This window comes from Ramlibacter sp., assembly GCF_035706265.1.
In the GTDB taxonomy this organism is placed as follows: Bacteria; Pseudomonadota; Gammaproteobacteria; order Burkholderiales; family Burkholderiaceae_C; genus Ramlibacter.
In genome coordinates this window covers 17,071-30,214 of record NZ_DASSVG010000544.1, presented here as the reverse complement: position 1 = coordinate 30,214, position 13,144 = coordinate 17,071, and the positions used below count along the sequence as shown (strand labels likewise).

Annotated in this window: 11 protein-coding genes; 2 read left to right on the top strand and 9 right to left on the bottom strand. The window is 70.0% G+C overall.

Annotation, left to right across the window (positions count from 1 at the left end; translation table 11 throughout):
* A partial coding sequence (locus tag VFM98_RS19545) for an alpha/beta hydrolase (RefSeq protein ID WP_325111564.1) occupies positions 1 to 390 on the bottom strand: 390 nt, incomplete at its 3' end.
* A 134-nt stretch (positions 391 to 524) separates the two neighbouring features.
* Here VFM98_RS19545 and VFM98_RS19540 point away from each other — a divergent pair.
* Positions 525 to 1,493: a TRAP transporter substrate-binding protein gene (locus VFM98_RS19540; protein WP_325111563.1), complete on the top strand. Its 969-nt coding sequence runs from the start codon at positions 525 to 527 to the stop codon at positions 1,491 to 1,493.
* A 230-nt stretch (positions 1,494 to 1,723) separates the two neighbouring features.
* Entirely contained in the window at positions 1,724 to 2,926 is a 1,203-nt protein-coding gene (locus tag VFM98_RS19535; RefSeq protein ID WP_325111562.1) for an ATP-binding protein, read from the top strand.
* A 3-nt stretch (positions 2,927 to 2,929) separates the two neighbouring features.
* On the opposite strand, the gene VFM98_RS19530 is transcribed toward VFM98_RS19535, so the two are convergent.
* The 8 genes from VFM98_RS19530 to VFM98_RS19495 form a co-directional block, all read right to left on the bottom strand.
* A complete protein-coding gene (locus tag VFM98_RS19530) occupies positions 2,930 to 3,997 on the bottom strand; it encodes an XdhC family protein (protein ID WP_325111561.1) in 1,068 nt (355 codons plus the stop codon).
* Between the two features lie 17 nt (positions 3,998 to 4,014).
* On the bottom strand, positions 4,015 to 6,165 hold the full coding sequence (locus VFM98_RS19525; RefSeq protein ID WP_325111560.1) for a TonB-dependent receptor: 2,151 nt from the start codon (positions 6,163 to 6,165) through the stop codon (positions 4,015 to 4,017).
* Between the two features lie 77 nt (positions 6,166 to 6,242).
* A complete protein-coding gene (locus tag VFM98_RS19520; RefSeq protein ID WP_325111559.1) occupies positions 6,243 to 7,394 on the bottom strand; it encodes a c-type cytochrome in 1,152 nt (383 codons plus the stop codon).
* A 31-nt stretch (positions 7,395 to 7,425) separates the two neighbouring features.
* The gene (locus tag VFM98_RS19515) at positions 7,426 to 9,105 is read right to left on the bottom strand and encodes a PQQ-dependent dehydrogenase, methanol/ethanol family (protein ID WP_325111558.1); all 1,680 of its coding nucleotides are present in this window, start codon (positions 9,103 to 9,105) and stop codon (positions 7,426 to 7,428) included.
* A gap of 174 nt (positions 9,106 to 9,279) precedes the next feature.
* Positions 9,280 to 10,122, bottom strand: a complete 843-nt coding sequence (locus VFM98_RS19510) for an ABC transporter permease (RefSeq protein ID WP_414709047.1) — start codon at positions 10,120 to 10,122, stop codon at positions 9,280 to 9,282.
* Positions 10,107 to 11,312, bottom strand: coding sequence for an ABC transporter substrate-binding protein (locus VFM98_RS19505; RefSeq protein WP_325111557.1), 1,206 nt, complete (start codon positions 11,310 to 11,312; stop codon positions 10,107 to 10,109). The genes VFM98_RS19510 and VFM98_RS19505 overlap by 16 nt, the downstream gene beginning before the upstream one ends.
* Entirely contained in the window at positions 11,305 to 12,240 is a 936-nt protein-coding gene (locus tag VFM98_RS19500) for a PQQ-dependent catabolism-associated beta-propeller protein (RefSeq protein ID WP_325111556.1), read from the bottom strand. The genes VFM98_RS19505 and VFM98_RS19500 overlap by 8 nt, the downstream gene beginning before the upstream one ends.
* A gap of 142 nt (positions 12,241 to 12,382) precedes the next feature.
* On the bottom strand, positions 12,383 to 13,144 hold the full coding sequence (locus VFM98_RS19495; RefSeq protein ID WP_325111555.1) for an ABC transporter ATP-binding protein: 762 nt from the start codon (positions 13,142 to 13,144) through the stop codon (positions 12,383 to 12,385).

The following is a 13,144-nucleotide window of genomic DNA, read 5'->3' as shown; positions in this document are numbered from 1 at the left end:
CAGCGCGGCGATCAAGGCCCCTTCGCTATGCCCCACCAGCGCCAGCCGGCCGAAACGCCCGTCCTGCAGCAGGAACCCGGAGAGGGCCACCGCGTCGTCGACGAGATGCTCGAAGCGCAACGCATCCTCGCTGAGCCCGGGATACTCGCTGGCGCCGATGCCGCGCTTGTCGTAGCGCAGCGAGGCGACGCCGCGCCGCGCGAGCGCGTCCGCGAGCCGCCGGAGGTTGTCGATGCGCGTGCCGAGCAGCGGATTGTTGCCGTCGCGGTCGGTCGGGCCCGAGCCGGCGATGAGCAAGGCGGCCGGCCAGGGCGCGGGGCTGTCCGGCAGCGCCAGCGTGCCGGCCAACTGGCCCCAGGCCGTGGGCAGGGCAAGCTCTTGTTCGGGCATGAGGGGCACTCTAGCAAGGCGCAGCACCGCAGCGCGTCGGACGGCGCCCGCGCTTCGGGAAAGGCCGCATCGGGCGCGGGCCCATTGAGGGGTAAGCTTCGCCGCACCGAAAACTCATCCTTGCGGAGCGGTCCATGAAATTCAAGTTCACCCTTTCGCTCGCGGCCTTCGCGCTGGCCGGCCATGCCGCCGCGCAGACCAAGTGGGACCTGCCGGCCGCCTATCCGGCCAGCAACTTCCACAGCGAGAACCTGGTGCAGTTCGCCAACGACGTGGACAAGGCCACGGGCGGCAAGCTCAAGATCACGGTGCACCCGAACGCCTCGCTCTTCAAGGCGCCCGAGATCAAGCGCGCCGTGCAGGGCGGCCAGGCGCAGATCGGCGAGATCCTGCTGGTGAACTTCCAGAACGAGTGGCAGATCTTCGGCGCCGACGGCATCCCCTTCCTCGCCGACAGCTACGACGCCGCCGCCAAGCTCTGGCGCGCGCAGAAGCCGCTGATCGACAAGAAGCTCGGCGAGCAGGGCATGATGGTCCTCTACGCAGTCGCCTGGCCGCCGCAGGGCATCTACACCAAGAAGCAGATCTCCGGTGCGGCCGACATGAAGGGACTCAAGTGGCGCGCCTACAGCCCGGCCACCGCCCGCATCGCCGAACTGGTGGGCGCGCAGCCGGTGACCGTGCAGGCCGCGGAGCTGTCGCAGGCCATGGCCACCGGCGTGGTCGATTCGTACATGTCCTCCGGTTCGACGGGCTGGGACACCAAGACCTACGAGCACATCAAGAACTGGTACGACACCCAGGCCTGGCTGCCCAAGAACGCGGTGATCGTCAACCGCGCCGCCTTCAACGCGCTGGACAAGCCCACGCAGGACGCACTGCTGAAGGCCGCTGCCGACGCCGAGCGCCGCGGCTGGGAGATGAGCAAGAAGACCAACACCGAGGTGCTGGAGAAGCTCAAGGCCAACGGCATGACCATCCACACCCCCTCGCCGCAGCTGAAGGCCGACATGAAGAAGGTCGGCGACACGATGCTGAAGGAGTGGCTGGAGAAGGCCGGTCCGGAGGGCAAGCAGCTGGTGGACGCGTACCAGAAGATGTGATGTCTTGCGCCTCCCCCCTCTGGGGGGAGGTTGGGAGGGGGTACTCGCGGTGCCCCTTCCGGCCTCCGCGCCCACCCACCCGTCCTCCCCGCGCAGGCGGGGATACAGAAAGCGCCGCACTGCGGCGCTTTTTCGCCTGAAGCGCCCGGTCGCTGCCCTTGCTTGGCTGATGACAGCCCAGCGGATGGAAGATTATCATCGGTGCAATGGAAGATTATCATCCAAGATGGTTGGAACAGCGCCTGCGCCCGGCCCTGGCGGACACGCCTGTGGTGCTGCTCAACGGCGCGCGGCAGACCGGCAAGAGCCGGATGGCCGAGGTGGTTTCCGCGCAGCACGCCGGCCGCTACCTGACGCTGGACGACCCGACCCAGCTCGCCGCCGCACGTGGCGACCCGGCCAGCTTCGTCGCCTACGGGCAGGATGCGCTGCTCGTCATCGACGAAGTGCAAAAGGCGCCGGAGCTCTTCGCGGCGATCAAGCGCAGCGTCGATCGCGACCGGCGGCCTGGCCGCTTCCTCCTGACCGGCTCCGCGGACGTGCTCACGCTGCCGCAGGCCGCGGAGTCGCTGGCCGGCCGGATGGAGATCCTTCCGCTGCAGCCACTGGCGCGGGGCGAGATCGCGCACCGCAGGCCGGCCTTCATCGATGGGCTGTTCGCCAACCGGCCGGAGGCGCTCACCGCGCCCGCCGGCTCTACCGTCCCCGAAATGGTGACGGCCGGCGGTTTTCCCGAGGTGCAGCTGCGGCCCGATGCGGATCGCCGCCGCGCCTGGTTCGATGCCTACGTCGCGGCGGTGACGCAACGCGACATCCGCGACCGGGCCAACATCGCCGACGCCACGGCCCTGCCGCGGCTGCTGCAACTTCTTGCAGCGCGCAGCGGCGCCCTCACGAACGTAGCGGAACTCGCGCGCGCCTCGGGCACGCCGCAGGTGACGCTCCACCGCTACCTGGCGCTGCTGGAAAGCAGCTTTCTCTTCCAGCCCTTGCCGGCCTGGCACGCCAACCTGGGCAAGAGGCTGATCAAGGCCCCCAAGGCCTACCTCGTGGACAGCGGCCTGGCTTGTGCGCTCACCGGTGCAGCCGACGCGGCCACGGTGCAGGGCGCGCCCCACTTCGGCGGCCTGCTCGAGACCTGGGTGCTCGGTGAACTGCGGCGCGAGGCGGCCGCGCTGCCGAGCCCGCCACGCATCTACCACTACCGCAGCGCCGGTGGGGTGGAAGTGGACTTCGTGCTGGAGGATGCGGCCGGCCGCGTCGCGGCCGTCGAAGTGAAGGCAACGCGCAGCCTCGGCGACCGGCACTTCGGTGGCCTGCGTGACCTGCAGGCGGGGCTCGGCGATCGTTTTCTCTGCGGTGTCGTCCTGTATGCGGGCGAGGACAACGCGAGGTTCGGCGACAAGCTCTGGGCCGTGCCGGCCCAGGCGTGAAGGTCAGCGCCCGCCAGCCACCCCGCACACGATCCCGCCAGGGTCGTTGGCCTGCACCGCACGCAGGTTCTTCGCCTGGCCCACTTCCATGTCGCGCGGCAGCGTGACGCCGTTCTTCACCGCCAGCACTTCGGCCATGATGCTCACGGCGATCTCGGCCGGGGTCTTGCTGCCGATGAAGACGCCGATGGGCCCGCGCAGGCGCTGCAGGTCGGCCGCCGTGAGGCCGAAGTGCTCGATCATGCGCTGGTGCCGGGCCTCGTTGTTGCGGCGGCTTCCGATCGCGCCGACGTAGAAGGCCTCGGTGCGCAGCGCCTCCATCAGCGCCAGGTCGTCGAGCTTGGGGTCGTGCGTGAGCGCGATCACGCTGGTGCGGCGGTCCGGCTTGAAGGCCTGCACCACGTCGTCGGGCATCTCGCTCACCACCCGCGCGCCGGGCACGCTCCAGGCGCCGCGGTATTCCTCGCGCGGATCGCACACGGTCACCGCGAAGCCGTTGAACAAGGCCATGGTGGCCAGGTATTCCGTCAGCTGGCCGGCGCCGATCAGCAGCATGCGGTATTCGGGGCCGAAGGTGTTGACGAGCTGGCCCTCGGTGATGCTCAGTTCGGCCGGCGTGTCCGCTTCGGCCAGCGTGACCCGGCCGTCCGCGAGGCGCACGGTGCGCCGCACCAGCCGGCCCTGCTCCAGCGCGCGCACCAGCTCCTCGATGGGCGCGAGCTCCGGGTCGTACTCCAGCAGCAGCTCCAGCGTGCCGCCGCAGGGCAGGCCGAAGCGGTGCGCCTCGTCGGCCGTGACGCCGTACTTGACGAAGGACGGCGGCCCGGAGGGGATCTGGTGGCCCGGCTCCTTGCCCGAGTAGGCCTGCGTGTGGCGGTAGATCAGGTCGTCCTCGATGCAGCCGCCGGAGACCGAGCCGACCACGGCGCCGTCCTCGGCCAGGGCCATGATCGAGCCCACCGGCCGCGGCGAAGAGCCCCAGGTGCGCACCACGGTGGCCAGCAGCGCGCGCTTGCCGGCCGCGCGCCAGTCGCGCAATGTGCGCAGCACCATCACGTCGAGGTTTTCCATGCCGTCTCCTGCCCTGCTCAGAACGCGTAGAGCGCGCTCACCCCGAGCAGCCAGGTGCGGCCCGGCGCCGGCTCGAAGAAGCGCGAGTTGCCTTCGTTGACGATCACCGAGCCTACATGGTTCCGGTCGGCGACGTTGTCCACCCGCACGAATTCACGCACGGTCCAGCGCTGAACATTTTGCGCCAGCGCAAGCCGCAGGTTCCACAGGGTTGCCGAGGGGGCGAAGTCGGTGTTGCGGTCGTCCACGGCGATGCGGCCGATGTGGCGCAGCTCCACGCCCGCCTCCAGGCCCCACGGCCGGTGCTTGTAGACCAGCTCGGCAAAGGCGCTGGCGCGCGGGATGCCGGGGATGCGGTTGCCGGCCGGCACCGGCACGGCGGGGTTGGCGGCCGTCGGGCACGGCGCGCCCGGGCAGGTGGTGAAGGCGCTGCGGTAGGTGGCGTCCAGCCAGGTGAAGGCCGCGTAGGTGGACCAGCTTTCGGCCCAGCTGCCGGCCAGCGCGGCCTCCAGCCCGCGGCGGCGCGTGCGGCCCGCGTTCTGGAAGGTGCTGCGGCCGCCCTGATTGGTCAGCACCACGATTTCATCGCGCGTGTTGGCCTGGAACAGCGCCACGTTGGCGCGCCAGTTGCGCAGCGGCTCGGCCTTCACCCCGATCTCGTAGTGGCGGCTGTAGGCCGGCCTCAGGTCGAAGTTGAGGCCGGTCTGTCCGCCCGGGCGGTAGGAGACTTCGTTGAAGGTCGGCGTCTCGAAGCCACGGCCCACGGCGCCGTAGACGTTCAGGCGATCGCTCACGTGGTAGACGAGGCCGGCCATCGGCGTGGTCGCCGAATAGTCCGCCGAGCCGCTGTCGTCGCCGTTGGTGCCGGCGATGAAATGGTCGTCGGAGCGGAAGCGCACGCTGGAATGGCGCAGGCCCGCGGTGAGGCCGAAGCGCTCGGTCTCCCAGTTCGCCTGCGCATACTGGTCGAAGCTGCGCACGCGGTTGTCCTCGTCGCGGCGCAGCGCGCCCTTCACGCCCAGCGTCGTCGGGCTGGTGAAGTTGAGGAAGCCGCGGCGGTGCTCCTTCAACTGGTCGGCGTAGAGGCCGGCGGTGAAGGTGAGCGGACTGCCGGCCAGGCGCGTGCGGTGGACCCACTGGCCGTCCACGCCCATGTAGTCGCGATCGAGGTCGATCACGCCGCCGGGATGCGTGACCGGTGTCTGCGTGCCCACGGGAATCGCCTGGAACTGCTCGGTGCCGCGCTGGCCGCGCCAGGTGGTGAGCTTGAGGCCGTTGGCGGCATCGAGCTGGTGCTCGATGATGGCGCCGACCTGCTGTTGGTCCACCGACTTGCGCGTGTTGAACAGCAGGGCCGCGGGGCTGGCCTGTTCGCGGTTCGCCTCGAATTCCGCCCGCGTGAGGCCCAGCGGATCCTGCACGTCCGGCATGTCCACCGCGTTGGCCACGAAGGTCACGCGCGTGTCGGCCGAGGCCTTCCACTTCAGCTTGCCGTTGAGGCCGTCGCGCCGGGCCGCGCTGTGCTCGCGGAAGCCGTCGGTCTCGAAATGGGTGGCGCCCAGGTTCCAGTTCCAGGCGCCGTTGTCGCCGGCGAAGCGTGCGTTCACGCGCCGGATGCCGTCGCTGCCGACGGCGGCCGCGCCTTCGGCCTGCAGGCCCGGCGCGCCGTCGGCGGTGAAGATGCTGATCACACCGCCGGAGGAATTGCCGTACAGCGCCGAGAACGGCCCGCGCAGGACCTCGATGCGGTCGGCCGAGGCCAGGTCGAAATGCGAGACCTGGCCCTGGCCGTCCGGCGCGGTGGCCGGGATGCCGTCGGAATACAGGCGCAGCCCGCGCACGCCGAAGGTGGAGCGGGCGCCGAAGCCGCGCACCGAAATCTGCAGGTCCTGCGCGTAGTTCTGGCGATTGAGGGCCACCACGCCCGGCACGCGCACCAGGCTTTCGGACAGGTTCACCTGCAGCTGCGCATTGCGCAGCGTCGCGCCTTCGACCGCGTCGATGGAAGCGGCCGTGTCGAAGGCCTGCTGCGCGACGCCGGGCGTGGCGGTGACCACGACGGGTCGCAACGTCGTTTCCGGCGGCTGCGCGGGCGGTGCGTCGCCCGGCGCCTGGGCATTCGCTTGCAGGGCCGCCATTGCAGCGGCCGCCAGCACGGTCTTCTTCATTGTCGCTCCCCGGGGATTTGGCGGGATTCTGCGGCGGCGCGTGGGAGGACGGGTCGGGGAGAACCCGCCCTCGCCCTTCACTTCTGCAAGGTGGCGAGGAAGCCGATCACTTCCTCGATCTGGGCGTCGCTGTAGGTCGCCTTCCACGAGGGCATGCCCAGGTCCTGGCGGCCGTTCTTGATCGTGGTCAAGGCAGTGTCCTTCCAGTTGTCCCTGTAGCGGCGCTGCAGCCGGCGCAGGTCGCGCTCGGAGACGGGGCTCGCGCCGTCGGTGCCGTGGCAGTGCGAGCAGACGTTGTTGAACAGCGTGCGCCCGGGCAGGATGCCTTCGGCCGGCGCGGAGGCGGCCGGCGCATTGCTGCGCGCCACCCATTGCGACGGCACCGAGAGGCCGGCGGCCAGCTTCTGCGCGCGCGCATCGGGCGCGGCAGGATGCGTCGGACGCGCTTCGAATGCTGTGCCGCGCGCCGCCAGCACCACCCCCTGCCCGCGCGGGAAGCCGTACTTGCGCGCCAGTTCCTCGGTCTGCGGCTGCAGTTCGGCCAGCGCCCGGTCGATGCGGGCGGCGAGCTCGTCCTGCCCCTTGCGCACCGCCACCGCGAGCGGGCCGCCGAGGCCCTCGCCGCTCACGGGCGTGAGCTGCCAGCGGCTCGCGTGCTTGCGCAGGTTCTCGTAGCCCACGCTGGGCCCCCAGAGGATGGCCGCATCGAGCTCCCCTCTCGCCAGCGCGGCCAGCGCCTCCTCCTGTGCGCGGAACGTTGTCGTCGCGTAGCCGTCGCGGGCGGCCAGCAGGATCTGCGGCGGCGAGCCGTGCAGCACGCCGACGCGCCGGCCCTGCAGGTCCGCCAGGCCGCTCACCCGCAGGCCGGGCGGCGCGACGATCGCATAGCTCACCTCCAGGAAGGGCCGCGTCTTCAGCAGCCCGCGCACGCGGTAGTCCGCATTCGCCGGCAGCGCGAAATACGCGTCGCAGCCGTCCTGCAGGATGGTGTTGCGCAGCGCCCGGCGCTGGTTGTAGGTGAGCCACCAGACGAACTCCGGCGCCTCGCCCAGCTTCTGGCTCACCAGCCGGGCGAGCTCCACGTAGAGGCCCTGCTCGGGGCCCTCGGCCTTGCTGAAAGGCAGGTTGTCGGGATCGGTGCAGATGCGCAGCGGCCCGGCCTGCGCGACGAGGGCGATGGCGGCGGCGAGGGCGCACAGCGCCCTTCGCGCGAAACGGCGAATGCTCATGACGGGACTCCGGGGGAAAGGGGTGGGCGCTTCAGTTCAGGGTGAACACGAACAGCGTTCCGCCTTCGGGGCTCGCCTCCACCATCTTCTCGCCCAGCGGCCCGAAGAAGGCGGGGATCGAGAGCGTGCGGCCCGAGACGACCGCGACGTACTGCTTGCCATCGAGCGTGTACGTCATCGGCGCGGCGCTGATGCCGGAGCCGGCGTTGAACTTCCACAGCTCCTTGCCGGTCTTGGTGTCGAGCGCCCGGAACCAGCCCTTGATGTCACCGTGGAAAGCGAGGCCGCCGGCGGTGGAGAGCATGCCGCCGCTGTAGAACAGGTCGTCCTTGTTGAACCACACCGCCTGCTGCTTCACCGGGTCCCACGCCTTCACGCCGCCCATGTAGCCGCCCGCGCCCTGCTTGGCGAGGTCGAAGTTCACGCCCAGGTACATCTGGCCGCGCTTGTAGTCCTGCTGCACGCCTTCCATGTCCATGCACAGGTTGATGGTGGGGATGTAGACCAGGCCCGTCCTGCGGTCGTAGGACATGGGCATCCAGTTCTTGGCGCCGATCAGGTTGGGGCACACGTCGGAGGCCTTGCGCTTCAGGCCCGGGCGCTTGGCGTTGTTCGCGGCCTCGATCGGCCGACCGGTCTTCAGGTCGATGCCGCTCGCCCAGTTGACGCCGTCGACGTACTGCTTCGCCGACAGCAGCTTGCCGTTGGCGCGATCGAGCACGTAGAAGAAGCCGTTGCGGTTGGCCTGCATCAGCACCGGCACGTTGCGGCCCTCGAAGGGCAGGTCGGCGAACACGAGTTCGTTGACGCCGTCGTAGTCCCACGCGTCGTGCGGCGTGAACTGGTAGTGCCACTGGATGCGGCCGGTGTCCGGATTGAGCGCCAGCACGGAGGACGAGTACAGGTTGCTGTACGGGCCGATGTCGGAGCTGTCGTTGCCGCGCACCACCGCGGACCACGGCGCGGGATTGCTGGTGCCGTAGTAGACGAGGTTGAGCTTGGGATCGTAGGAGCCGATGTGCCAGGCGACCGCACCGCCGTACTTGCCCGAGTCGCCCTTCCAGGTCTCGCTGCCCTCCTCGCCCGGCGCCGGTACGGTGTGGGTGCGCCAGAGCTCCTTGCCGGTCGCCGCGTCGAGGCCGATGAGGGCGCCGCGGGCGCCGTATTCGCCGCCGCCGAAACCGGTGATCACCACGTTCTTCGCCACCGTCGGCGGCGAGGTGATGACGGAGCCCTGCTTGTAGTCGACCACCTGGGTCTCCCACAGCTCCTTGCCCGTCTTCGCATCGAGCGCCACCACGTAGCCGTCGAGACGGCCCACCAGCAGCTTGCCGTCGTGGTAGGCCGGGCCGCGGTTGTTCACGTCGCAGCAGGCGTACTGGTCGATGCCCTTGGGCACGTCGGGCGAATAGCGCCAGCGCACCTCGCCCGTCCTGGCGTTGAGCGCGAACACGTTCTTGGGACCGAAGGAGGAGGTGACGTACAGCGTGTCGCCCACCAGGATCGGGGTGGACTCCTGCGAGCGCAGGGTGCCGAGCTGCAGCGCCCACGCAACCCGCAGGTTCTTCACGTTCGAAGTGGTGATCTGCGCCGCGTCGGAAAAGCGCGTGTTGCCGGTGTCGCCGCCGTACACGGGCCAGTTCTGCGCCTGCGCGCTGCAGGCGGCGCCGATCGCGAGCGCGAAGGCGGCGGAGAGGAAGGTGCGATTCATCGGGGGTGTCTCCAGGGTGTCACTCGCGACAAGCGAGGAGCGAAGTGTTGGAGACAGCTCCGATGCAGCCTTTCAGGGTTAGACCTTAGGGCCTCGTTTCATTCTCGAATTGCGACAGTGCGAGGCCTTGCGTCTCAATTTGGGACACCGTGGCGGCGTGCCGAAAGAGACCGGTCAAGCGGCACCGGCCTGCGCCGGGCCGCCTGCCTGCGGCTTGCGCGCCGCGCCGCGTTGCGGGTCGTAGCCCCACAGCGCCAGCGCGAAGAAGGCGATGGTGCAACCCGCCACGACGGCCAGGCTGCTTCCCAGCGCCTTGCCATAGAGCGCGAAGCGCATCGCTTCCACCGCATGCGTGAACGGATTGAACTGCGCGATGCCGTGCACGATCCAGGCGCCCGACTCCTGCAGCTTCCACAACGGATAGAGCGCGGTGCTGAGGAAGAACATCGGGAAGATCACGAAGTTCATCGTGCCGGCGAAGTTCTCCAGCTGGCGCACGTAGACCGAGAGCACCAGCCCCAGCGCGCCCAGCATCAGGGCCGCCAGGAGGAACACGAACAGCGCCAGCGGCACGTAGCGCCACTCCAGGTCGATGCGGAAGATCCAGGCCGCGAGCAGGAAGGCGAGCATCTGCGCCATGGTGAGCGTCGCGCCTCCCAGCAGCTTGCAGGCCAGGATCCACCAGCGCGGCAGGGGCGCCGTGAGCAGCAGCCGCATCACGCCCATCTCGCGGTCGTAGACCATTGCGAGTGAACTCTGCATGCCGTTGAACAGCGCCACCATCCCGAGCAGCCCCGGCACCAGGTAGACGCGGTACTCGATGTAGGTCTCGTAGGGCGGCACGATGGCGACCCCGAACACGTTCTGGAAGCCGGCCGCGAACACCAGCAACCACAGCAGCGGGCGCACCAGCGCCGACGTGAGCCGCCCGGGCTGGCGCGCGAAGCTGTGCAACTCGCGCCCGGCGACGGCGCGCAGCGCGCGCAGCGCATGCACCGCCCTCATCCCGCCTTGCATGCCGTCTCCGGTGCGTCGTAGCCCAGCGTGTCGAGCGTGTTGCGCTGGTGCAGGAAGCCTTCCAGCGGCGCCATCTCGGCGACGCCGCCGCCGTGCGCCAGCAGCAGCGGCTGGCGCAGTTGTCCGTCCCAGGCGCGGAAGGTGAGGCGCTGGCCCTTGTAGCCGTCGACGGCGAGCGCACCCTGGCGCAGGGCCTGCGCCTGCTGCGCGACGCCGGCCTTGACGTAGGCGCTGGCCACTTCTGCCGCGGCGCGCGCCGCGATCCAGGCCGCCCAGTCGTAGCTGGTCATCGGCCGGTTGGCCCGGCGCAGGAAGCGGCGCGAGAGCTGCGGCGCGCCGTAGCGTTCGTGGAACGGGCTCCACGCCTCCGCGACCAGGCCGTTGCTGCCCAGCACCGGCCGCGGGAGCACCGTGCGAAACGGCACCTGGGTGGCGAACTCGCCCTGCGCATCGAGCACCACCACAGCGTCGTACTCGCGGTCGGATGTGAGCAGGCGCACGTTGCCGAGGTCGCGCTCGCGCGGATCGTTCGACAGCTTGAAGGCGCGCTCGGCCACCGGCCGCACGCCGAAGCGCTTGGCGCTGCGCTGCCAGGCCGCCTGCAGCAGGCGGTCGCCCGGCGTCGGGCCCACCAGCACCAGCGGACGGTTCCACTTGCGCGCCACCAGCAACTGCGCGATGGCATCCATCTGCATCGCGTGGCTGGGAATCGTGTGGAACAGCTCGCGCGCGCACTGCGCGCCGCGCAGCACGTCCTCGGGCGCGGCGGCGTTGAACAGGATCACGTTCTTGCCCTTGGCCGCGGCGGCGACGGCCGCCACGCCGGCGGCCGGCAGCTCCAGCACCACGTGCTGCACGCCCTGCTGCAGCAGCTTCTGCAGCGCCGCCGGCAGCGCCGCCGTGTCGGCGGCCTCCTCCGTCACCAGCTCCGCGCTGCCGCGCCCGGCCATCTGCAGGGTGACCAGGCTGTCGTTCAACCCGAGCTGCGCGGCCGGCTCGGAGCGGCCGCCGGGCGCGTCGGGATAGCCGTGCTGCAGCGTCTGCGACGCATAGCGCTCGTCGTCGTCCTGCGTCAGCAGGCCGAGGCGGAAGCCCTGTTGCGGCTGGGCGCGCAGGGGCAGGCAGGCCGCCGCGCCGGCGAGCAGCAGCGCGCGACGCGGGACGGAGCAGGCGCGCGCGCCCTCAGTCATCGATCACCACGCCGTAGGGCACCCGGCCGACCTTCAGCGTCTTGATGCCCTTCATTTCCGCGGTGTCGACGATGGTCATGTCGTCGGACAGGCCGTTGGCCACGTACAGCCGCTTGCCGTCGCGCGACACGGCCAGGCCGTAGGCGCGCTTGCCCACCAGCACGTAGCTCTTGACGGTGCGCGTCGGCACGTCGACCACCGCCACATGGTTGGCCCGGCCCAGGGCCACGTAGGCCGTCTTGCCGTCCGGCGACAGGGCCATGCCGACCGGCGTCACGTCCTCGCGCCGCATGCCTTGCGGCAGGAAGCTGATCGTGCCCTGCACGGTGTGGTCGCTGGTGCGGATCACGCTCACGCTGCCATCGAGTTCGTTGCTGACCCACAGCTCGCCCGCGGGCGTGAGCAGGAAGCGGCGCGGCCGCTTGCCCACCGGCACGTTCTTCACCACCTTGCGGGTGGCCGGATCGATCACATGCACGACGTTGCCGACTTCGGAGGTGACGTAGACCAGCTTGCCGTCCGCGCTCACCTTCACGCCCTCGGGCTCGCCGCCCACCTTGACGGCGAAGGCCTTCTTGCGGGTGCCGACGTCGAAGGCCGTGAGCTCCGAATCCTCCTCGTTGGAGACGTAGATCGTCTTGCCGTCGGGGCTGAGGTCGAAGGCCTCCGGGTCCTCGCCCACGTCCATCCGGGCGACCACCTTGCCGCTGGCGATGTCCCAGGCCACGACCCGGTGGTCGTCGCTGCAGGCGATGTAGATCTGCGTGCGATCGGGCGTGAGCTGCATGTGGCGCGGCCGCTTGCACACGGCGGGCGAGGAGAGCACCTCGGACTTGGCCGCATCGATGATGGCGACCGCGTTGTCCTTCTCGGAGGAAACGACGATCCTGCCGGTGTCCTTGGCGGCGGCACCGGCGAAGGGTAGCAAGCCGAAAACCAACAGCCGGACGCAAAGGACGCAAAGGTTCCGCAAAGGACGCAAAAGAGGACCAGGAGAAATCGCGACGATGTTCCTTTGCGTCTTTTGCGATTTCTTTGCGTCCTTTGCGTCCGGCTGTTCGCGCCCTCGTTCAAGCCAGAGCAGTCGCCTCATTTTTCCGTCCTCCAGTGAGTTGCAGAAAAGCCGCCTGCAGCGTGTCTGCGCCTTGCGCATCGCACAGGCCTGCGGCGGTACCGTCGAAACGCACCTGGCCCTTGTGCAGCACGATCACGCGCTGGGCGCGCTCGGCTTCGTCCACCAGGTGCGTGGCCCACAGGACGCCGAGGCCGCGCTCGGCGCGCGCCTGCAGCACCTCTTCCACCAGCTGCGCGCGCGAGGCGGGGTCGAGCCCCACCGTCGCCTCGTCCATCAGCAGCAGGCGCGGCTCGTGCAGCAGCGCGCGCAGCAGTTCCACCTTGCGCCGGTTGCCGCCCGAGAGCTCGCGGGCCGGCTTGGCCGCCACCGGCGCGAGGCCGAAGCGCTCCAGCAGCGCCTCGATCCGCGGCCGCGCAACCGCGCGCGGCAGCCCGTGCAGGTCGGCGTGGAACTTCAGGCTGGCGCGCACGGTCAGGTTGAGGTCCAGCGCCGGCTGCTGGAACACCACGCCCAGTTGCGCGAGCGCGCGCACCGGGTCGCGCCGCATGTCCGCACCCAGCACCTCCACGCTGCCGCTGTCGGCCACGAACAGGCCCGTGAGCAGCTGGAACAGCGTGGTCTTGCCGGCGCCGTTGGGCCCCAGCAGGGCCACCATTTCGCCGGCGCGCACCTGCAGTGACACCGCATCCAGCGCCTGGGTGCGACCGTAGCGCTTGGAGACTTCGCGGCAGGCGAGGACGGGGGCGGCCTTTTCCAC